At 43.6% G+C, this 21,239-nt stretch carries 22 protein-coding genes and 1 other RNA gene; 5 read left to right on the plus strand and 18 right to left on the minus strand.

Going from position 1 to position 21,239, the window contains the following annotated elements:
• Positions 1-53: 53 nt before the first annotated feature.
• The 10 genes from bceS to ytzC form a co-directional block, all read right to left on the minus strand.
• Entirely contained in the window at positions 54-1,058 is a 1,005-nt protein-coding gene (gene bceS / locus BSU_30390; protein NP_390917.1) for a two-component sensor histidine kinase controlling resistance to antibiotics affecting the envelope [YtsA], read from the minus strand.
• Entirely contained in the window at positions 1,051-1,746 is a 696-nt protein-coding gene (bceR, locus tag BSU_30400) for a two-component response regulator controlling resistance to antibiotics affecting the envelope [YtsB] (RefSeq protein NP_390918.1), read from the minus strand. The genes bceS and bceR overlap by 8 nt, the downstream gene beginning before the upstream one ends.
• Before the next feature lie 96 nt (positions 1,747-1,842).
• A complete protein-coding gene (ytrF, locus tag BSU_30410) occupies positions 1,843-3,153 on the minus strand; it encodes a metabolite permease involved in resistance to cell wall inhibitors (protein ID NP_390919.1) in 1,311 nt (436 codons plus the stop codon).
• Complete coding sequence (ytrE, locus tag BSU_30420) at positions 3,143-3,838, minus strand: ABC transporter (ATP-binding protein) involved in resistance to cell wall inhibitors (RefSeq protein ID NP_390920.1); 696 nt, start codon at positions 3,836-3,838, stop codon at positions 3,143-3,145. Before ytrE ends, ytrF begins: the two co-directional genes overlap by 11 nt.
• 14 nt (positions 3,839-3,852) lie before the next feature.
• On the minus strand, positions 3,853-4,830 hold the full coding sequence (gene ytrD, locus BSU_30430) for an ABC transporter, permease component involved in resistance to cell wall inhibitors (protein ID NP_390921.1): 978 nt from the start codon (positions 4,828-4,830) through the stop codon (positions 3,853-3,855).
• Positions 4,831-4,859: 29 nt separating this feature from the next.
• Positions 4,860-5,846, minus strand: coding sequence for an ABC transporter, permease component involved in resistance to cell wall inhibitors (ytrC, locus tag BSU_30440; protein ID NP_390922.1), 987 nt, complete (start codon positions 5,844-5,846; stop codon positions 4,860-4,862).
• Positions 5,840-6,718, minus strand: a complete 879-nt coding sequence (ytrB, locus tag BSU_30450; protein NP_390923.1) for an ABC transporter (ATP-binding protein) involved in resistance to cell wall inhibitors — start codon at positions 6,716-6,718, stop codon at positions 5,840-5,842. The genes ytrC and ytrB overlap by 7 nt, the downstream gene beginning before the upstream one ends.
• On the minus strand, positions 6,711-7,103 hold the full coding sequence (gene ytrA, locus BSU_30460; RefSeq protein NP_390924.1) for a transcriptional regulator (GntR family, cell wall antibiotics): 393 nt from the start codon (positions 7,101-7,103) through the stop codon (positions 6,711-6,713). The genes ytrB and ytrA overlap by 8 nt, the downstream gene beginning before the upstream one ends.
• Positions 7,104-7,136: 33 nt before the next feature.
• Complete coding sequence (locus BSU_30466) at positions 7,137-7,274, minus strand: hypothetical protein (RefSeq protein YP_009513999.1); 138 nt, start codon at positions 7,272-7,274, stop codon at positions 7,137-7,139.
• Positions 7,275-7,428: 154 nt separating this feature from the next.
• Positions 7,429-7,701, minus strand: coding sequence for a hypothetical protein (gene ytzC / locus BSU_30470; protein ID NP_390925.1), 273 nt, complete (start codon positions 7,699-7,701; stop codon positions 7,429-7,431).
• Positions 7,702-7,862: 161 nt separating this feature from the next.
• Here ytzC and ytqA point away from each other — a divergent pair, with 161 nt between their 5' ends.
• Together ytqA and ytqB are read left to right on the plus strand one after the other, a co-directional pair.
• Positions 7,863-8,831 carry a putative enzyme gene (gene ytqA / locus BSU_30480; protein ID NP_390926.1) on the plus strand — a complete coding sequence of 323 codons (969 nt, stop codon included), beginning with the start codon at positions 7,863-7,865 and terminating at the stop codon, positions 8,829-8,831.
• Positions 8,828-9,412 carry a putative RNA methylase gene (gene ytqB, locus BSU_30490; RefSeq protein NP_390927.1) on the plus strand — a complete coding sequence of 195 codons (585 nt, stop codon included), beginning with the start codon at positions 8,828-8,830 and terminating at the stop codon, positions 9,410-9,412. Before ytqA ends, ytqB begins: the two co-directional genes overlap by 4 nt.
• Here the strand turns inward: ytqB and tbcS are convergent.
• Complete coding sequence (gene tbcS, locus BSU_30500) at positions 9,402-10,505, minus strand: tetraprenyl-beta-curcumene synthase (RefSeq protein ID NP_390928.1); 1,104 nt, start codon at positions 10,503-10,505, stop codon at positions 9,402-9,404. The genes ytqB and tbcS overlap by 11 nt on opposite strands.
• Positions 10,506-10,525: 20 nt before the next feature.
• The gene (ytpA, locus tag BSU_30510; protein ID NP_390929.1) at positions 10,526-11,305 is read right to left on the minus strand and encodes a phospholipase component of bacilysocin synthesis or export; all 780 of its coding nucleotides are present in this window, start codon (positions 11,303-11,305) and stop codon (positions 10,526-10,528) included.
• Positions 11,306-11,353: 48 nt separating this feature from the next.
• On the opposite strand from ytpA, the gene ytoA reads away from it, so the two are divergent.
• A complete protein-coding gene (gene ytoA, locus BSU_30520; protein NP_390930.1) occupies positions 11,354-11,869 on the plus strand; it encodes a putative enzyme of the carbonic anhydrase family in 516 nt (171 codons plus the stop codon).
• 244 nt (positions 11,870-12,113) lie between these two features.
• Here the strand turns inward: ytoA and ytnA are convergent, their stop codons facing one another.
• From ytnA to mswG, 4 genes are all read right to left on the minus strand, one after another.
• On the minus strand, positions 12,114-13,505 hold the full coding sequence (ytnA, locus tag BSU_30530; RefSeq protein ID NP_390931.1) for a putative amino acid permease: 1,392 nt from the start codon (positions 13,503-13,505) through the stop codon (positions 12,114-12,116).
• Positions 13,506-13,640: 135 nt separating this feature from the next.
• A complete protein-coding gene (gene asnB / locus BSU_30540) occupies positions 13,641-15,539 on the minus strand; it encodes a meso-diaminopimelic acid amidotransferase (asparagine synthetase) (RefSeq protein ID NP_390932.1) in 1,899 nt (632 codons plus the stop codon).
• A 149-nt stretch (positions 15,540-15,688) separates the two neighbouring features.
• A complete protein-coding gene (gene metK, locus BSU_30550; protein NP_390933.1) occupies positions 15,689-16,891 on the minus strand; it encodes an S-adenosylmethionine synthetase in 1,203 nt (400 codons plus the stop codon).
• A 167-nt stretch (positions 16,892-17,058) separates the two neighbouring features.
• An RNA gene (mswG, locus tag BSU_misc_RNA_50) (S-adenosylmethionine riboswitch) lies at positions 17,059-17,197 on the minus strand.
• 196 nt (positions 17,198-17,393) lie between these two features.
• Here mswG and pckA point away from each other — a divergent pair.
• A complete protein-coding gene (gene pckA / locus BSU_30560) occupies positions 17,394-18,977 on the plus strand; it encodes a phosphoenolpyruvate carboxykinase (RefSeq protein NP_390934.2) in 1,584 nt (527 codons plus the stop codon).
• Positions 18,978-19,015: 38 nt separating this feature from the next.
• Here the strand turns inward: pckA and ytmB are convergent, their stop codons facing one another.
• Positions 19,016-19,258: a hypothetical protein gene (ytmB, locus tag BSU_30570; RefSeq protein ID NP_390935.1), complete on the minus strand. Its 243-nt coding sequence runs from the start codon at positions 19,256-19,258 to the stop codon at positions 19,016-19,018.
• Between the two features lie 51 nt (positions 19,259-19,309).
• Positions 19,310-20,083 carry a putative esterase gene (gene ytmA / locus BSU_30580; RefSeq protein ID NP_390936.1) on the minus strand — a complete coding sequence of 258 codons (774 nt, stop codon included), beginning with the start codon at positions 20,081-20,083 and terminating at the stop codon, positions 19,310-19,312.
• A gap of 150 nt (positions 20,084-20,233) precedes the next feature.
• On the opposite strand from ytmA, the gene ytlA reads away from it, so the two are divergent.
• The gene (gene ytlA / locus BSU_30595; protein ID NP_390937.2) at positions 20,234-21,238 is read left to right on the plus strand and encodes a putative ABC anion transporter component; all 1,005 of its coding nucleotides are present in this window, start codon (positions 20,234-20,236) and stop codon (positions 21,236-21,238) included.
• The last annotated feature ends 1 nt before the right edge of the window (position 21,239 follow it).

The following is a 21,239-nucleotide window of genomic DNA, read 5'->3' on the forward strand; positions in this document are numbered from 1 at the left end:
CGGGCTTTTCCTTCGATACGGCGAACAAAAAAGAAAAGCATGTGACATTTTCGTCACACGCTTATGACATGTTCAAATTGATTCCGTATTGGAAAGGTTAATGTAAAAACTGTTCCCGCACCAAACTCCGACTCAACATCAATATGGATCAATAACGGCGCCGCTGCTTTTTTTGCCAAGTACAGCCCCATGCCAGTTGACGCTTGATCATGGTGATCCGTTGTGGATGTAAACCCTTTATCAAAAATACGCGGTACATCTTTTGGATCAATGCCCCTGCCACAATCTTTCACTTGGAGCTGCGTCTGTTCCCCTTTTTGAAAGCTTTTGATCTCGATTTCAGAGGCTTCGCTGTATTTCACCGCGTTTGTCAGCAGCTGCCTGATGATAAACGCCAGCCATTTTGCATCGCTCAGCACTTCTTTGGCCTCGAGCTGTATGTCAAAACCGATCCCTTTTTGGATACACCACGATTGTAAATCTTTGATTTCTTTAAAGATCAAAGGCTGAAGCTGAATGAATTCTACTGACAGGTCGTTTTCAATAAATGAAATGCGTTTTTGATGAAGCTGCTGATCAAGAAGCAGGTGAATACGCAGCCATTCATATGACAGCTGGGATTTCAGTGCTTTTTCTTCCATTCTATCAATGATTAAATGCATCGCTGTTAATGGAGTTTTGACCTCATGGATCCATGCCATCAGCTCATCTTTTTCATTTTCCAATGCTAAGCGATGCCGTGCTGCGGTCTGCTTCAAGTGTTCTGTTTGCCCGGCAATGCTTCTTTCAACCATTGCTTCAAACGGCGTTTCCGGTTCATTTATGGCTGTCACATCGAGATTGTTCTCCCATGTTTTCAAGCTTTTATAAAACGCTGTTTCTTTCCGATAGCGGAACCAAAGGAATATGATAAAAAACAAGATGCACAAATACACCATATAAAGTACATTCCCAAATGATATGGAAGGATCGACAAAAGCAATGAACAGCATCAAAGCCTGCTGAAACAAAAACGCGGCAATCCAGCTCCGCCTTTCGATAAGGAATGCTTTAATCATAGAACTTGTCCTCTTCCTTCGCGATGTAGCCCTGGCCCACCTTTGTCTCGATATATGCACCAAGCTGCAGGGCGTCCAGTTTTTTTCGCAGGCGATTGACATTGACGGTCAGCGTATTATCACTAACAAAACGCTCATCGTTCCACAAGCTTCTGATCAGCTCTTCCCGGCTGACGATCTTGTTTTTTTGCTCTATTAATTGTTTTAGAATGAACATTTCATTTTTGGTCAGTTCAACAGATCCTTTGTCATTGCTGACGAGGTTCTGCTCCGCGTCTACAGCAGCGCCGCACCACGTTTTAATCGTACTCGGCTCCGTATTATAATGGTGCACACGCCGGAACATCGCTTGGATTTTCGCGATCAGCACATCAAAATGAAATGGCTTTTGAATAAAGTCATCTGCCCCGAGCTGCATGGACATCACCATATCAGCAGGATGATCCCGGGAGGATAAAAAGAGAATCGGAACATTTGACCGGGAGCGGATCAGACGGCACCAATGAAAGCCGTCAAATTTAGGCAGCTGCACATCAATAATGACACAATCAGGATTAACCGCCGCAAATTCCTGCAGCACCTGACTGAAATCCTGAATGCCGTATACATCATAGGACCATCCCGTTAAACGATCCTTGATTTCATGAAACAGCGATTCATCATCTTCAATCAGCAAAAGTTTAAACAATCGACTCACCGCACTTTTTCCTTTTTTATCAAGTGTATAGCAAAACGCCAGCATGCGCTATAGAAAAAGCCGGCTGTCTCAGCCGGCTCGTTCGCATTATAATTCTCTTCTCAACGCTGTCAGCACGTTGGTTTTGGTAGCTTTTCTCGCCGGGTTCATTCCGGAAATGACTGCGACCCCTCCGCAAATCACAACGGCAATGATCACAAGGCTCGCCGGGATGTAGGAGAATGTGTAATTCAAATCGCCCGCATCGCCACCGCTTGTGGCCGCAAGAATCATCGGAACGGCCAGGTTGACAAGGTAGCTCACGCCGTAAGAAATGATAATCCCAATCACACAGCCTAAAATTCCGATATACGCGCTTTCCATCAAGAACATTCGGCGAATGATTGACGGGCTCGCCCCAATCGCTTTCATAATGCCGATCTCTTGCGTTCTCTCTGTCACCGCCATCGTCATCGTGTTAAAAATGCCGATCGCTGAAATGATAACTGCGATACATCCGACAAAGATCAGTCCGATTTTGAAGACCATGAAGAAGGTATTGGCTCCCTCAAGTTCAGTAGTCACTGATGTGACATAGTACCCGTCATCTGTTAGATCATTTGTCAGCTGTTCCACATTCTCAAACTTATCAGCAAAAACACCAATGTTCGTTTCAACATTTCCGCCTTTGAAATCTAAGAATTCCGAAAAATCTTTTTTGAATTGATCACTGATAAAAATATTTGAGTCCTCCATCCAGTCTTGAGATGGTTTTTTTGTAATACCGACAATTTTAAAGTCATATGTTTTTGTTTTTGTAACATCCCCTGTTTTAGAATCTGTCTTCGATACACTTAGTTCAATTGTTTTATTTAGAATATCTTTCGTATAGCCCTTTGGTTCTTTTATATCTTCTGGATTTCCTTTTGCTTCCTCGATTTTTTTGTTATATTCTTCCGATTCTTTTTTCGTTAATAATCTCTTTGCGAAGTCGTATCCTACTACGATTTCATTTTCCGACTTTGCGACTCTTCCCTTTTCCAATTCCATATTGGCCTTTAATTCATCATTCATATTAGTAAAAATGAGATTTGAGCTTTCATTTGTACGATTGCCTAAAGTAGCTTTGTTTGGTTCATACACTTGCGTTCTTTCTACAACTGACCTTACGTGATCATACTTCTCTAAATCAGCTTTTTTAATCGGCTTGTCTCCTTCCTTGCCCATTACGCTGACTTTCGTTACAATCTGCTGGCTCATTGTCATATCTGTAATCGTCTTTTGAATCCCAAATCCAACGGACGACAACACAACCAAAAACGCACACGCCATTGTTGTCGCCAGAATCGTCATAAAGACGCGAAGCCTGTTTTTCTTCATATTTCTTCTGATAAAATGAACCTGATCCTTAAACCTCAACGGTAATTCCTCCTTTTAGCACACCATCATGAAGCTGAAATTTTGAATGTCCGATAGAAGCGACTTCATCATCGTGAGTAATGATCACAAATGTAATGCCACGCTCACGATTCAGCTGCTGGATCAATTCCAGCACTTCATGTTCCGTTTCTGAATCAAGGCTTCCCGTCGGCTCATCCGCTAAGATAATCGAAGGATTTAAAATCAATGCTCGAGCAATACTGACACGCTGCTGCTGGCCGCCTGACAGTTCATTCGGATAATGAGCGGCGTGGTTTTCCAGACCGACGCGTTTCAGCATGTCCTGCACCTTTTGCTTCCGCTCAGATGGCTTGATTCCTTTTAACGCCAGCGGCATTTCCACATTCTCATACGTCGTTAAACCCGGGATGAGCTGAAAGCTCTGAAAAATAAACCCGAAATGGTCAAGCCGAAATTGCGCCCATTCCTTTTCATTAAACCCCGTAACATCAGTGCCATTAATGACAATCCGCCCTTTTGTCGGCGATATGTAGCCGGAAATTAAATTCAAAAGCGTTGATTTCCCTGAGCCGCTTCGTCCGACAATGCAGGCGATTTCCCCTTTCGCCACGCTCAATGAAACATCCTTCAATACTGGAACTTCATTCTCACGGCCCTTTTTTCCGATCGTGAAAGAATGGTCGATATGCTGAACATCAATCATATGTTCTCTCTCCCTTACAAAAGTTTCATTTTTTTATAAATCGCAAAATAACTAATCAAGAAACCGATTACCGCACCTGTACCCATGCCAATGAGATAACCGGCAAAGCTCTCGCTTGCAGTAAATCCAAAATAGCCGAAGCCCATGATTCCTATGATAATAACGATGATCTGCACCGGGCGGTTAAGCGGCTTCCATAAGAAGAAATATCCGTTTCTTTCATTAGACATTTTAACAAAGCTAATATAGCCGATGATGTAAAAAATGATAGTCATGATAGCCGGAATGACTAAATAATATGGTGAATTCTCAGCCCATTTCGAGTCTACATAAATTATCGGAATGAAATACTGCACCCATTTAGGTACTGGACCATGGATAAAATCTATTGATCCGCCAAAAAGGATCTCGAGGTTGATCACAGGCAGGCTGATGAGTAAAAACGGCGAAATGGCCACGGTAAATGAGACTAGAAGCTGTGCGAAACTATTGCCTGTCAAAGCTCCTCCGGCCATAACCAAAGAATAAGCCAGCATGCTAACAATAATCATTCCCAAGCTGTAATTGTGAAAATAAACGGCCTGATCTGGCTTCAAAAGCATGATCAGCAAAACAGACAAAACATAACCTATGAGCTGCGGCACCACAATCACCATTCCGCCGGTAAGGAACTTCGCATGAAATATCTGCCCTCGTGTATATGGAAGGCTTAATGTAAAATCAAAGAAGCTCTTGCTACGTTCAATCCCAAGCTGGCTGACCGCCAAAACGACTCCCCAAATCCAAAACAATGAGATAAATGAGCTATTTAAATAATCAACGCTGAATACGCAGGGGCCGACCCAATTTTCTTTTCCAGTGACACAGCCTTGATAGATGAGATACATATTTAAAATTGATAATGGATTACCTAATATAAAAACCAAAATGGTGATAACTAAGGCGACTTTATTCTGCCGCCACTCTTTGTAAAGCAGTCCGGAATCCGGCAACTCACTTCCCTCCAAACCTAAGGCATTTCTTACACTTTTGTTTTCTTATAAATAGAGAAGTAGCTCACAAAGAATCCAGCCACTGCTCCAATGATCATACCCAAAATATAACCAATAATGGAATGTCCGGTATAGTATCCAAATAAACCAAATCCAAGGATGCCGAAAGCCATAACCAGAATTTGCACCGGGCGATCTAATCTGTTCCATAAGAAAAAGTGTCCGTTCCGTTCACTTGGAAGCTTCTTGAAGCTTATAAAGCCAATCAAGTAAAATAGCATGCTCATTACGGCTGGAATCAATAAAAGATATTTACTGTTAATCAGCCATTCATTTACAACGTAACTAATCGGTACTAGGTTCGATAAATTGCTTGCCAGAGAGAAATAACTCTCAGGGGAAGGGAATATTTCCCATATATTCGCACCAAAAACAACTTCTAGGTTTCCAACCGGCAATGCAATAATTAAATACGGCAATATAGCTGCTGAAAACGCCGTTAACAGTTGGGCAAAAGCATTTCCAGTTAACGCTCCGGCGGCCATCACCAGTGAAAAAGCCATAAAACTTATCACGATTACTCCAATGCTGCTGTGCTCAAAAAAGTAGACGTGTTCAGGGTTATAGACAAGAATCAGCAGCCATGCAAGTAAAAAGCCAATCAATTGTGACAGCACAATCACAAAACCGCCTAACCAAAATTTTGTCTGAAAAATTTGGCTTCTGTTATACGGGAGGCTTAATATAAAATCCATCGTGCCTTTCGAACGCTCCATTCCGAGGAAGCAGACCGCCAAAATGACACCCGGCACCCAGTTGATATCTATCAGATTGCTTATGGAATAATTCACAATAAAATCACAATATTGCGGGTCTTGGCGATCAAGACACCCTTGATAAGACAAATACGTATTAACGATAGAAAGCGGATTTGCCAATACTAAAAACGCGATACTTAACAAAATCACCACTTGATTCTGCTTCCACTCTCGATAGAGGAGACCTCGGTCTACCATCTCCGCTTCCCTCCAAACTTCGCAATGAACACTTCTTCCAGGTTGACAGGAAGCTCATTCCACACTTTTGGCTTCAGCTCTCTCAAAAAGCTCTTTTTCTCCTCATCGCTTTTCGGAATCAGCACTGTGTAAAACACGCCGGCCTGATCGAGCATCGGAATGTTTTGCTCTCTGATGGCCAAATTGACATCTGTATCGAAGGCCATTTGAATTTTAATGTATTCTTCTTTTAACTCATCAAGATCCATGACGTTGGTCAGGCTGTTATCTTCAAGAAAACCAATTCGGTTGCACATCCGCTCTATGTCTTCAAGCCGGTGGGACGTAATCAGGATGCTCGTATCACGCTCTGCCACTTCATCGACCATCAGCTGCAGCACATCATGCCTTGTCACCGCATCAATACCATCCGTCGGCTCATCAAGGAGGATCAGCGCCGGTCTCGCCGCAAACGACAGAACGAGCGATAGCTGCTTTTTTAAGCCTGTCGACAGCTCACGGTATTTTTTCGTTTCCGGAATTTCGTATCTGTTCATCAGCTCATTCGCGTACGTGACATCAAATTTCGGATATATTCTTCTCAAAATATCGACTAACTGCTTGTATGTATACTTATCGTAAAACGGATTTTGAACAGGCATGTAGATGATATTTTGTTTGACTTTCGGGTGCTTTTTGATTTCTACGCCGTCAAATAAAATCGTTCCGCTGTCAGCGAAAATGATTTGCTGGATTAAGCGAAGCATCGTCGTTTTGCCCGATCCATTGCGTCCAAGCAATCCAAAGATTTCTCCTTTTTCGATTGTTAATGAAACATCTTTTAATACTTGATTGCCGTCAATCGCTTTTGACAGCTGCCGCAGTTCAATCATTTTTTTTGCCTCCCTTCACATCAGCGCTGATTTCCTTTATCCATTCGTGCAGTTTTTCCAGCTCAACCCCTGCATAGTGTGCATCGATGATGAGCTGTTTGAGTTGCTCTTTAATCATCGTCATCTTCCCTTCAACCAGTGTCGTTTTTGCATTCTCCGATATATAGGTCCCTCTGCCCCGCAGCGTTTCAATAATCCCCTCTCGCTCAAGTTCTTTATACGCTTTGCTGACAGTGTTCGGATTCGCAATAATGATCGTTGCCAATTCTCTGACAGAAGGAAGCTTATCACCAGGCTTCATGATCCCTTTCAAACAAAGCTCTTTCATTTGCTGAATAATTTGTTCGTAAATGGGTGTTGAGCTTCTTGGATCGATTTGAATCATTTACTTCCCTACTTTCTATACGATCTGAACCTTTTATAGATAAAAATGATCAATTATACTTTTTTGCCATTCAAAACCGATCATCACAAGAACAAGAAAAAAAGAACAAGCGATCACAGATGCCGCAATCAGCATTGGCACGTTACGTTTGTTTCGTTTTTTATGTTTCATAACTGCCTCCCTTAATGTCAATATATAAATGATTTTATATTAGTGTCTATAGTGTATTACTTCAATTAGTACACTTAATACAATAAATACTTTGACTCACAAAGTCAATCCTTTTTTTACAAAAAAACGGACCCTTTTAAAAGGGTCCGTTTTCCTACACATCAAGAGGGTGCTGCAGGATCATATTATTTTGCAAAGATTGAAGCTGAAGTCTCATTCTGTACAGCTGTTCTCTCTGCTGATCATTTGACGACAGCCATAGTTTATTCAAGGCATTTACCGCATCTTCTAGCTGCATTTGTGCATCACTATATTCTTGATCGTTATAATGCTCTTGTTTAGAAGCGATTTTCAGCTGTTCTTCAGCATAATCATAGGCCTGCATACATTGCTGGAGATGTTCATCTACTGATTGTCTTGTTGCCACAGTAACCCCTCCTCTTGGTAATGGAAATCATCCATCATTCATATTGTAGCCTCATCTGACTTTATTCAATAAAGTAATTTATGGTCGATATTCATTTGTTCTCTTGTGAAATGCGTGCTACAATTTTAGGATGCAATCGTACGCAAGGAGGCACATGAATTGTGATGCAGAACAATCCTTTTCCTTATTCAAATACGGAAAAACGCTATCATACATTGAATTATCATCTCAGAGAACATTTCGGCCATAAGGTGTTTAAAGTAGCGCTTGACGGCGGTTTTGACTGTCCAAATCGGGATGGCACCGTAGCCCACGGAGGCTGTACGTTTTGCAGCGCAGCAGGCTCCGGAGATTTTGCTGGAAACCGGACCGATGATTTAATTACGCAATTCCATGACATCAAAAACCGCATGCACGAAAAATGGAAGGACGGCAAGTACATCGCTTATTTTCAGGCTTTCACAAACACTCACGCCCCGGTTGAGGTGCTTCGTGAGAAATTCGAATCCGTCCTCGCCTTAGATGATGTGGTCGGCATTTCGATCGCCACACGCCCGGACTGTCTGCCTGATGATGTCGTTGATTACTTGGCAGAGCTGAATGAACGTACGTATTTGTGGGTGGAGCTTGGGCTTCAAACAGTTCATGAACGGACTGCACTTTTGATCAACCGCGCACATGATTTTAACTGCTATGTGGAAGGCGTCAATAAATTAAGAAAACACGGCATACGTGTCTGCTCGCATATTATCAACGGGCTGCCTTTGGAAGACCGGGACATGATGATGGAAACGGCAAAGGCCGTCGCAGATTTGGATGTCCAGGGCATTAAAATCCATCTGCTTCACCTACTGAAAGGCACGCCGATGGTCAAACAATATGAAAAGGGCAAGCTGGAATTTCTTTCTCAAGATGATTATGTGCAGCTCGTCTGCGATCAGCTTGAGATCATTCCGCCTGAAATGATCGTCCACCGCATTACAGGTGACGGACCGATTGAGTTGATGATCGGGCCAATGTGGAGCGTCAACAAATGGGAAGTGCTTGGCGCCATTAATAAAGAGCTAGAAAATCGAGGCAGCTATCAAGGAAAGTTCTTTCAACGGCTTGAGGAGGAATCAGCGCTATGATTTTGAAGAAAATTCTTCCTTACAGCAAAGAACTGCTGAAAATGGCCGCGGGAGAGGGAGATATTGTCGTAGATGCGACAATGGGCAACGGACATGATACACAGTTTTTAGCGGAGCTTGTCGGTGAAAACGGCCATGTATACGCATTCGACATCCAAGAATCAGCCGTGGCCAATACAAAGGAACGGCTCGGTGACATGTATCAAGCGCGAACAACGTTATTTCACAAAAGCCATGATAAAATCGCTGAATCCCTCCCGCCTGAAACACATGGCAAAGTGGCGGCCGCGGTATTTAACCTCGGCTATTTGCCGGGCGGGGACAAATCAATTACGACAAACGGCAGTTCTACGATCAAAGCCATTGAACAGCTTCTCAGCATCATGAAAGACGAAGGTCTGATTGTTCTCGTCGTCTATCATGGCCACCCGGAAGGCAAAGCTGAAAAAAACGACGTGCTCGAGTTTTGCCGGGACTTGGACCAGCAAACAGCCCGTGTATTAACATACGGGTTTATCAATCAGCAAAATGACCCGCCATTTATTGTCGCCATCGAAAAAAAAGCTCAGATCAGCAAATGATTTGAGCTTTTTTCTTTGAATTTTTCATCCAGGACATTTTTTGAAATTTCCGGTAGGCTCTGCCGTTGATATAAAAGAAAAGGGAGGTTTTTCCGCTGGCTTTGATCAGCTTCTTTGCGAGCCGGCCCATTTCCTTTTGGCCTGCCACTTTATCATCTGACAAATAAACGCCAAGCAAGCCGCGATTGATTAAACGATGGAAGTTTTCATGCGGAATGCCTTGTAAATGCTCGTCGGCTTTATGGATAAAGTGTTCAAGCCGGTCCATCATCTCTTCATGAGACTGATAATACGAGCAGAAATTCAAGTCTCCTTCCAGCAAGTCCTCCTCTTGATCAATCAAATAATCAAGAAGAATATGAAGACCCTGTATGTAAGGAAAATAACTGTCTCGGATTTTTTTAGCGGTGCTTTCTGTGAAATCAGGCTGGAACGAATACGCAACCAGACAGAAAATGCCTAACGTTGAGCCTGCACAGGCTGAAAATTCATACCATTCCATCTCAGGCAGCTCTGATTCATATTGAGTAAACCACTTTTCAAGCCGCGGAACACGCTCATGCTCAATAACGTGCTTATGCACCTGCAAATCGCAATAATAGCCGCACAGTTCAAGCAGATAAGGTTTAATCATGTCATAGTGCTCAATGGAGCCGAGAACACGCTGGCACGTTTTAACCAGTTCATGCAAATATCCGCTGTCATCCTGTTCTTCCCTGAATTGATAATAGTTTTGCAGTTCCGCCCCAACTGTCAGTGCGTCCTGCATTGAGGCATGGAGCATCCGAAAATCCTGCGGGTCCAGCGAGGTGCTGCGGTCACACAGATTGTCCAAATAATCACTAATCGTTTGATACGCGATGATAAACTCGACACATTTCTGCTTTTGGCTGCCTGACAATAAGGCCAGTATGCCGCCGCCTTCACAGTGAAACGTTTTGTCCCGAATACTTGCGGTTGCCTGTGCTTTCAATTCACTGTTATGAATCGATTCTGATTTTTGCTTCCATATGTCCAGCTCTTGATGAACGAGCGGAAAAATATCTCGATATACCTTTGCCATCAATCCAAAAGGATGTTCCGGTACTGTCAACACATGCACCCCCTACTAGTTCAAATATATTGATCAGTAAACGCTCTTGCTGCTTTAAAAACATCTTCTCTCTCGGGTTCATTGAAGATCTCATGGTAAAGCCCTTCCCACTCTCTGTATGCTTTATTATGAGAAGCAACACCATTAAACCACTTGATGACCATCGTTTTGTCAACAAGCTTGTCATCACCGGCTTGCATCACAAGAAGCGGAACTTTCAAAAATGCCTCTGTCGGCACCATTGCCGATTCAATTGTCTTTAAAAGCTCTCTGTACCATCTGACAGAAACTTTCCTGACGTATAACGAATCATTTTGGTCAGCTTCGATGACGTCCTCATTGCGCGTCGCCATATCAATTGATAATCCCGAATCAACCTTAAGTGACGGAGCGATGACATTCAGGCCTTTTGATGCAAGATCAAGCGCTTTATTCACTTTAATTTGCAGTCCGAGACACGGTGATGATAAAATAATTCCCGTAATCCGGGGATTTCTTTGCTGTTTAACCCATTCAATCGCGACCAGACCGCCCATGCTGTGACCTAGAAGAAAAACCGGAAGATCAAAGGTTCGCGCTTTATCTATCCAAGCATCTACTTCATCAATGTATTCTTGAAACGAGCGAATATGCCCTCTCGCTCTTGTCGTTGTTCCCTGTCCAGGCAAATCGCCCATGACAACGTGATAACCCGAAGACCGCCACATTTCAATCAGCCATTTATATCGTCCGTGATATTCACTTGCCCCGTGAATGATTACAATCACGGCAACAGGTCTGTCTGCTTTCCAGGTCCACATGATCTTCACCTCATACGAAATTTAAATAGAGAAAGAAGGATGAATCTTATGATCTACCCTTATAAGGAACACAAGCCAGATATCCACCCAACAGCCTTTATAGCTGATAATGCAACAATTACCGGTGATGTCGTGATCGGAGAACAGTCCAGCATTTGGTTTTCTGTTGTCATAAGGGGAGATGTTGCGCCGACCAGAATCGGAAACAGAGTCAATATCCAAGATTTAAGCTGCCTCCATCAAAGCCCGAACAAGACGCTACTCATTGAAGATGACGCCACGATAGGCCATCAGGTTACACTTCATAGCGCTGTTATCCGCAAGAACGCCTTAATCGGGATGGGCTCAATCATTTTAGACGGAGCCGAAATTGGCGAAGGCGCTTTTATTGGTGCCGGCAGTCTTGTCCCGCCCGGAAAAATCATTCCGCCTGGCCATCTCGCCTTTGGCCGCCCTGCAAAAGTCATCCGCCCTTTGACGGAAGAAGACCGAAAAGATATGCAAAGAATACGGTCAGAATATGTAGAAAAGGGCCAATATTATAAATTTCTTCAACAAACATAAGACCTGCTTCGTCTTACTTTACCATTTTTCAAATTATATTTGAAAGCAATAACCATCGTTAACCCGGACGTCATACAGTTCGGGTTTCGATTTTTCCATAAAACGTTCACATATAGCATGAAACGTATGACTTTTATCTTATCACAAAACTATAAACAGCCTCTGCAAAAACACATACCTATTCTTTCCTGTTCTCTATTTTCTATGAGCACACACAAAAAGAGCCCACTGGGAGCTCTTTTTGTCAGCTGATATTTCGTTCGCTGGCAGCAGCCGCATTTTTTTTATGAAACCCTTTTCCATAGTACACAGCCAGCAAGATGAGAAACCATATCGGCCCGATAATCACGGCTACTCTTGTATCAGGGCTGTAAGCCATAAGAATGACGACGAATGCTAGAAATGCCAATGACACATAAGACGTAAACGGAAATAAAGGCATTTTGTACTTTAATTGTTTCTTTTCTTCCGGCTTCAAACTTTTCCTGTATTTTATTTGAGAAAGCAAAATGATTGCCCACGTCCAAATCGCTCCGAACGTCGCAATACTTGTAACCCAAGTAAATACCTTCGCAGGGACAACATAGTTTAACAGCACTCCGACTAATAAAGCGCCCGCTGAAGCCAGAACAGCTTTACCCGGGATGCCGCCTTTCGTCAGCTGACCATATGCTTGTGGCGCCTCTTTCTGTTCCGCCAAGTTAAACAGCATCCGCCCTGTGCTGAAAATACCACTGTTGCATGAAGACAGCGCGGCTGTCAACACGACAAAGTTAATGATACCTGCGGCCGATGGAATGCCCACTTTTTGAAATGTGAGAACAAATGGACTTCCTTGAGAGCCAATTTCCTGCCACGGATAAATAGACATAATGACAAATAAAGCGCCTACATAAAAAATCAAAATCCGCCAAAATACTGTATCGATTGCTTTGGCTAACGATTTTTGCGGGTTTTTTACTTCGCCAGCCGTCACCCCGATCATTTCAATCCCTAAATAGGCGAACATGACCATTTGAAGAGACAATAAAACCCCTTTTAATCCATGAGGGAAAAATCCTCCGTTGTTCCACAAATTGCTGATTCCGGTTGCAATGCCCCCATTGCCGACTCCTGCAATAATCATCAATAAACCGACAGCAATCATGGATAAGATTGCAACAATTTTAATCAATGCGAACCAAAATTCCAGCTCGCCGTAAGCTTTGACAGCCAGGAAATTAACACCCGTCATAATGACCAGTGCCGATAACGCCCAAATCCAGTTTGGCACGTCCGGAAACCAGAACCCCATATAGATGCCGACAGCAGTGATTTCGGCCATACAGGTGACAACCCATAAAAACCAGTAGTTCCAACCTGTTAAATAGCCTGCAAGCGGTCCCAAATAATCACGCGCATACCTGCTGAAGGAGCCTGCGACCGGTTTTTGAATGGCCATTTCCCCAAGCGCTCTCATAATAAAAAACATGACCAGGCCGCTTGCGGCATACGCTACCAAAATACCAGGCCCTGCTAATTGAATAGCTGATGCGGAGCCGAGGAACAACCCTACTCCTATAGCAGCTCCTAAAGACATTAAAGAAATATGCCTTTCTTCGAGTCCGCGGTGCAGCTCTTGTTTTTGTTTTTGCATGCTTCTTCTCCCCTAGAAAAAAATATCATTATATCATTTTTCTGAATATTCCGTACGGATTGGGTAAATCAATGATGATGGAGAAATAAAAGGATAACAACAAGGCTTTCGACTACTCGAAAGCCTTGTTGTCTGTTACACAAAGATGACTTCTTTAGGCTGATGGCTCAGCTCTTCAGGCATATACCGTTTTTCAATATTGATGCTGTGCCAGATCATAAAGATTAGCACAGTCCAAATTTTACGGCTGTTATCAGCCTTGTCCGCACAATGGTCTTCAAGAAGCTGAAGGACATAATCCTTATGGATATAAGCATCCGTTTGGCTTTCTTGAATAATATTCCGCACCCATTCGTTCATTTCGTTTTTCAGCCAATGACGGATCGGTACAGGGAAACCAAGCTTTTTGCGGTTTAATACGTGCTCAGGCACAATTCCTTCAGCGGCTTTGCGAAGAAGATACTTCGTCGTGCCGTTCTTCGTTTTCAGCTCATCAGGAATTTTTGAAGCGACGTCGAATACGACTTTATCCAAGAACGGCACACGCAGTTCCAAAGAATTCGCCATCGTCATTTTATCCGCCTTTAACAAAATGTCGCCGCGCATCCAAGTGTGGATATCGACATACTGCATTTTGTTGATATCGCTGTACGAGCTGCTTTCTGTAAAGTAAGTCTTCGTCACATCGCGATATGAAAGGTTCGGATTATAATGCTTCAACAGCTGCTTTTTGACAGACTCTTCAAAGATTTTCGCGTTACCGATATAACGATCCTGAAGCGGAGTGCAGCCGCGCTCAAGCAGGCTCTTCCCTCTCATACCTTCAGGCATAACGGCAGCAACGTGCAGAAGCATCTTTTTCAAGCCGGACGGAATCCGTTCAAACGGTTTAAGCGAAAGCGGTTCACGGTAAATGTTATATCCGCCGAAGAGCTCATCCGCTCCTTCACCTGATAAAGCAACCGTAACATGTTTTTTTGCTTCTTTTGCAACAAAGTACAACGGAATCGCTGCCGGATCAGCAAGCGGGTCATCAAAATGCCATACGATCTTCGGAAGCTCATTCATGTATTCCTCAGGCGAAATGACTTTGCTGATATTTTCAATGCCCAGCGCCGCTGCCGTTTCTTTCGCTACATCAACCTCACTGAAGCCCTGCTGTTCAAAGCCGACAGAGAATGTTTTTAAGCTTGGATGAAATTCCTTCGCAACAGACACAATAAAGGAAGAATCAATCCCGCCAGACAGGAACGAACCGACAGGAACGTCACTTCTCATATGAACGTTTACAGAGTCATAGATCGCGTCTCGGACTTCTTTCACAAGCTTGTCTTCTTCAGTCTGAACCGGCTTGAAGTTCGCTTTGAAATACGTTTTGAATGTGATATCGCCGTCCGGGCGGATTGTGAATTGTGAACCCGGCTCTACTTTTTTCACATGGGCATCAAGCGTGCTTGGTTCAGGAACAAATTGGAAAGACATGTACTGCTGCAATGCCTCTTTATCTATTTCAATATCATTCTGAGCAACCATTAAACTTTTTCTCTCTGAGGCAAAATAAACCTGATCATTGATCGTTGTGTAGTACAACGGTTTAATGCCGAATGGATCTCTTGCCCCATAAAGCACATGATCGTTTTTATTCCAAATCAGAAAGGCAAACATACCGCGCAGTTTGGACGCCGCTTCTTCTTTATAGTGACGGTAAGTCGCAAGAAGAACCTCTGTGTCCGAATCCGTGTTGAATGTGTACCCCTTTGCTTCAAGTTCTTCTCTCAGTTCGATATAGTTATAGATTTCTCCGTTAAAGATAATCCAATATGTTTCATCTTCATATGATAAAGGCTGTCCACCATTTTCTACATCAATAATGCTGAGCCGTCTGAATCCGAAGCCGACGTGCTCATCATGGAAATATCCATCACTGTCAGGACCGCGGTGAACGATCATTTGGTTCATTTGTTTGATTAGTTCTTCTTGATCAGCGGTTTGAGCTAACGGATGCTTGTTAAAAACCCCGACAAATCCACACATAGTATTGCCTCCATAATTAAAATTGTCATCATTGAACCCCTATTTATAGACGCTGTGAATAGTATTTGGTTTCACAGTTATGTAAAAAAATAAACATGAATACAACGATAAAAAAGGGAAAGCCGCTTAACCAGTAAGCGGCTATAAAATTATTCTCCTAACGCTTCTTTACGCAGCTGCTCCGCTTTGTCTGTGCGCTCCCATGGAAGGTCAACATCGTGACGTCCAAAGTGGCCGTACGCAGCAGTTTGTTTATAGATCGGACGGCGCAAATCAAGCATTTTGATAATGCCGGCAGGTCGTAAATCAAAGTTATTGCGAACAACTTCAATCAGTTTTTCCTCAGAAGCTTTTCCTGAACCGAATGTGTTGATTGAGATTGACACAGGCTGTGCAACACCGATCGCGTAAGCAAGCTGTACTTCGCAAGAATCAGCAAGCTCAGCCGCAACGATGTTTTTCGCAACGTATCTTGCCGCATAAGCTGCAGAACGGTCTACCTTCGTCGCGTCCTTACCTGAGAACGCGCCTCCGCCGTGGCGTGCATAGCCGCCGTACGTATCAACGATGATTTTGCGTCCTGTAAGTCCCGCATCCCCTTGAGGGCCTCCGATTACGAAACGTCCTGTAGGGTTGATGAAATATTTTGTTTCTTCATCAATCAGCTCTTCAGGAACAACCGGATTGATTACATGTTCTTTAATGTTGCGCTGAATTTGCTCAAGTGTAATTTCAGGGTGATGCTGAGTTGAAATAACAATCGCGTCAATGCGGACTGGTTTGTTATTTTCATCGTACTCAACCGTTACCTGTGTTTTGCCGTCAGGGCGAAGGTACGGAAGAATATCTTCTTTACGGACTTCACTTAGGCGGCGGGCTAATTTATGGGCAAGTGAAATTGGAAGAGGCATAAGCTCTTTCGTTTCGTTGCACGCATAACCGAACATTAATCCTTGGTCACCCGCACCAATCGCTTCAATTTCTTCGTCGCTCATTGTGCCTTCACGGGCTTCAAGCGCTTGGTCTACGCCCATCGCGATATCAGCAGACTGCTCATCAATTGATGTTAAAACCGCACAAGTTTCCGCATCAAATCCGTATTTTGCACGTGTGTATCCGATTTCTTTAATGGTTTGGCGAACCGTTTTCGGAATGTCAACATACGTAGAAGTTGTGATCTCTCCGCTTACAAGAACCAAACCTGTTGTCACAGATGTTTCACAAGCAACACGCGCGTTAGGGTCTTTCTTTAAAATTTCATCTAAAATGCTGTCAGAAATCTGGTCACAGATTTTATCCGGATGCCCCTCCGTAACAGATTCTGATGTAAATAAACGACGATTTTTACTCATGATTTGCTTCCTCCTGCACAAGGCCTCCCGAAAGACCTTGTATATATGATACGGAACTCGCTCCCTCTTATACAATGTACAGTTATATTAGAGAATGTTAATTGGCATATTTATGAAATAAAAAAACCTTTTCCATCGAGGAAAGGGTTTGGTCTTTGTGCCTTTCACTCTTATCGCTCAAGGAATCATACAACCTTGCAACAGGTTAGCACCTTGGTTGTCTCACTCAGTTGAACATAATAAATAACAGAGAAACCGGTTGCTGGGCTTCATAGGGCCTGTCCCTCCGCCAGCTCGGGATAAGAGTATCCGCTCAATGAAATATCTTATCGTAAAAGGGTTTGCAATGTCAATATGATTCAGAAGAAATAGGCACCTATATTGAGGGAAAACAATGGAAATGCACACACAAAAAACAATAAATAGTATAGACTATTTGAAAATATATGTTATACTAATTCACAATTAGCAAAACACAAAAAACGATAAAGGAAGGTTTCATATGAACTCAGTTGATTTGACCGCTGATTTACAAGCCTTATTAACATGTCCAAATGTGCGTCATAATTTATCAGCAGCACAGCTAACAGAAAAAGTCCTCTCCCGAAACGAAGGCATTTTAACATCCACAGGTGCTGTTCGCGCGACAACAGGCGCTTACACAGGACGCTCACCTAAAGATAAATTCATCGTGGAGGAAGAAAGCACGAAAAATAAGATCGATTGGGGCCCGGTGAATCAGCCGATTTCAGAAGAAGCGTTTGAGCGGCTGTACACGAAAGTTGTCAGCTATTTAAAGGAGCGAGATGAACTGTTTGTTTTCGAAGGATTTGCCGGAGCAGACGAGAAATACAGGCTGCCGATCACTGTCGTAAATGAGTTCGCATGGCACAATTTATTTGCGCGGCAGCTGTTTATCCGTCCGGAAGGAAATGATAAGAAAACAGTTGAGCAGCCGTTCACCATTCTTTCTGCTCCGCATTTCAAAGCGGATCCAAAAACAGACGGCACTCATTCCGAAACGTTTATTATTGTCTCTTTCGAAAAGCGGACAATTTTAATCGGCGGAACTGAGTATGCCGGTGAAATGAAGAAGTCCATTTTCTCCATTATGAATTTCCTGCTGCCTGAAAGAGATATTTTATCTATGCACTGCTCCGCCAATGTCGGTGAAAAAGGCGATGTCGCCCTTTTCTTCGGACTGTCAGGAACAGGAAAGACCACCCTGTCGGCAGATGCTGACCGCAAGCTGATCGGTGACGATGAACATGGCTGGTCTGATACAGGCGTCTTTAATATTGAAGGCGGATGCTACGCTAAGTGTATTCATTTAAGCGAGGAAAAGGAGCCGCAAATCTTTAACGCGATCCGCTTCGGGTCTGTTCTCGAAAATGTCGTTGTGGATGAAGATACACGCGAAGCCAATTATGATGATTCCTTCTATACTGAAAACACGCGGGCAGCTTACCCGATTCATATGATTAATAACATCGTGACTCCAAGCATGGCCGGCCATCCGTCAGCCATTGTATTTTTGACGGCTGATGCCTTCGGAGTCCTGCCGCCGATCAGCAAACTAACGAAGGAGCAGGCGATGTACCATTTTTTGAGCGGTTACACGAGTAAGCTTGCCGGAACCGAACGTGGTGTCACGTCTCCTGAAACGACGTTTTCTACATGCTTCGGCTCACCGTTCCTGCCGCTTCCTGCTCACGTCTATGCTGAAATGCTCGGCAAAAAGATCGATGAACACGGCGCAGACGTTTTCTTAGTCAATACCGGATGGACCGGGGGCGGCTACGGCACAGGCGAACGAATGAAGCTTTCTTACACTAGAGCAATGGTCAAAGCAGCGATTGAAGGCAAATTAGAGGATGCTGAAATGATAACTGACGATATTTTCGGCCTGCACATTCCGGCCCATGTTCCTGGCGTTCCTGATCATATCCTTCAGCCTGAAAACACGTGGACCAACAAGGAAGAATACAAAGAAAAAGCAGTCTACCTTGCAAATGAATTCAAAGAGAACTTTAAAAAGTTCGCACATACCGATGCCATCGCCCAGGCAGGCGGCCCTCTCGTATAAAAAACAAAAGCCAAGAGCAATTATGCTCTTGGCTTGTTTTAATTGACGGAATGCAAAGAAGTCAGCTTGTATGTAATGATGGTCCGGCCTTCTTCCCATTGAAGCTTCTGCACTTCAGCTGTGCCTGACTTTTCGCCAAACTTTGTTTTGCGTACATCCATTGGAATCTCCATCGGATATACTCGGTATCCGTCCTTCTCTAACGTGAATATATTTTCATCTATGCGAACTTCTTTTCCTTTTGTCACAATCAGTGTATTAAATTCAACAGGCATTCCCAAAGTGAAATCCCCTTTCGTTCTCTTTTTTCTTTATCATAACATATTTCACTGTCAGCGGTTTTTCATCCATTGTGTGAGCTGCCGCACGATACGCCGGTTTTCTTTTGGCGGGAAATAATGTGTGAATGTACTGTAGTACCATGTTTCCACCGGCTTATGCAGTTGTTTTAGCTTCTCTTCTAATAAATAGGAATGCTGAATCGAAACATTTTGGTCTTTTTCTCCATGGATTAACAGCACGGGAGCCTGAATTTTGTTTACTTGGTCAAACGGTGTCCTCCATTGATATTCCTCAGGCACCTTTTTCGGTGTTCCGCCGATGACTCTTTTCATCATTCGCCGCAAATCCTGCCGCTCCTCGTATGTAAGAATCATATCACTGACGCCTCCCCAGGAAACAAATGAAGCTGCCTGCCCGCCCATTTCGATCGCAGTGAGCATTCCCATAATTCCGCCGCGGGAAAAACCGAAGATATGGATTCTATCCTTCTTGACATTTGGGTGCTGCTGAAGCAGGCGAAAAGCAGAAAATGCATCCTCCCTGTCTTCTCCGGCAAAATCCTCATTGCCTTCTCCTCCTTGATTGCCTCTGTAAAAAGGAGCAAACACCACAAACCCTTGGGATGCAAACTGGATAATCCGGCCCGGCCGAACCATGCCCACGCTTTTAATCCCGCCGCGCAAATATAAAAATCCGTCATATTGTCCCGGTTCCGCCGGCTCAGCCAGAAGCCCCTTAACCCGTAATCCATTTGACAGATAGCAGATCGTATACAAACGCACATGCTGGCTTGGCGACGGAAATCTTCTTTTCTCTACAATCAAAACAGCCGCCTCCTTTTTTCTATATGCTTTCCTTACTCCAAAATTACATCCGGAGAACCTGGTTAGGCATTCACACATTTTTATACCCATCATACGATATGTAAAGCAAAAAAGGATATTAACTTGATGCGAAATAAGGAGGTTGTCTATGTGAACAGATGGTTAAGGCTGGGCTTCGCCTGTGTCGGCAGTATCTTTCTGATGTTCGCCCTGGCGGCTTGCAAGCAGGAAGAAACGCTCACCAAAGTCAAAGTAGCTGAAGTGACCCATTCAATTTTTTACGCACCTTTATATGTTGCTGAGTCTAAAGGTTTTTTTAAGGAAGAAGGGCTTGATGTCGATGTGAATACGACCTGGGGCGGAGATAAAACGATGACATCGCTTCTTTCCAACGGCTCCGACATCGCGCTTGTCGGGTCAGAAACATCTATTTATGTCGAAGCGCAAGGGGCTAAAGATCCCGTCATTAATTTCGCCCAGCTGACTCAGACAGACGGAACGTTTCTTGTCGCGAGAGAAGATGTTGAACACTTCGACTGGGATCAGCTGAAAGGAAAAACGTTTCTCGGTCAGCGAAAAGGCGGCATGCCGCAAATGGTCGGCGAGTATGTACTGAACAAACATAAGATTGACCCGCATAAGGATATAGACCTCATCCAGAACATAGACTTCGCCAATATTGCCAATGCGTTTGCTTCTGGAACCGGTGAGTATGTACAGCTCTTTGAACCGCAGGCTTCTCTCTTTGAGAAAAAAGGCATCGGCCATATCGTGGCTTCATTCGGAGAAGAATCAGGAGAGGTTCCTTATACGACTTTTATGGCGAAACAAAGCTATTTGAAGAAAAATGAAGACACAGCCGTCAAGTTTACAAAAGCCATTTATAAGGCGCAGCAGTGGGTTGAAAATCATTCTGCGAAGGACATCACAGATGCCATTAAAGATGAATTTGATGATACCGACCCAGACGTCATCGAAACATCCATTGAACGCTATAAAAAACAGCATTCATATTCACCAGACCCTCTGCTTAACGAAAAAGAATGGGAGCTTCTCCAAACCATTATGGATAAATCGGGAGAACTGCCGAAGCACATTCCATACAATCAGCTTGTAAATAAAGAAATTGCTGAAAAAGTCACCTCGGAGAAATAGG

The organism is Bacillus subtilis subsp. subtilis str. 168 (genome assembly GCF_000009045.1).
In the GTDB taxonomy this organism is placed as follows: domain Bacteria; phylum Bacillota; class Bacilli; order Bacillales; family Bacillaceae; genus Bacillus; species Bacillus subtilis.

Coding starts and splice junctions, on each gene's coding strand:
- ytrA (NP_390924.1), bottom strand. CDS start 7,103: ATGATTCAAATCGATCCAAGAAGCTCAACACCCATTTACGAACAAATT.
- asnB (NP_390932.1), bottom strand. CDS start 15,539: ATGTGTGGATTTGTCGGGGTTTTTAACAAGCATCCGTTAGCTCAAACC.
- ytrB (NP_390923.1), bottom strand. CDS start 6,718: ATGATTGAACTGCGGCAGCTGTCAAAAGCGATTGACGGCAATCAAGTA.
- ytnA (NP_390931.1), bottom strand. CDS start 13,505: ATGCAAAAACAAAAACAAGAGCTGCACCGCGGACTCGAAGAAAGGCAT.
- ytrE (NP_390920.1), bottom strand. CDS start 3,838: ATGATTGATGTTCAGCATATCGACCATTCTTTCACGATCGGAAAAAAG.
- bceS (NP_390917.1), bottom strand. CDS start 1,058: ATGATTAAAGCATTCCTTATCGAAAGGCGGAGCTGGATTGCCGCGTTT.
- ytrC (NP_390922.1), bottom strand. CDS start 5,846: ATGGTAGACCGAGGTCTCCTCTATCGAGAGTGGAAGCAGAATCAAGTG.
- BSU_30466 (YP_009513999.1), bottom strand. CDS start 7,274: ATGAAACATAAAAAACGAAACAAACGTAACGTGCCAATGCTGATTGCG.
- metK (NP_390933.1), bottom strand. CDS start 16,891: ATGAGTAAAAATCGTCGTTTATTTACATCAGAATCTGTTACGGAGGGG.
- pckA (NP_390934.2), top strand. CDS start 17,394: ATGAACTCAGTTGATTTGACCGCTGATTTACAAGCCTTATTAACATGT.
- ytoA (NP_390930.1), top strand. CDS start 11,354: ATGATCTACCCTTATAAGGAACACAAGCCAGATATCCACCCAACAGCC.
- ytpA (NP_390929.1), bottom strand. CDS start 11,305: ATGTGGACCTGGAAAGCAGACAGACCTGTTGCCGTGATTGTAATCATT.
- ytqB (NP_390927.1), top strand. CDS start 8,828: ATGATTTTGAAGAAAATTCTTCCTTACAGCAAAGAACTGCTGAAAATG.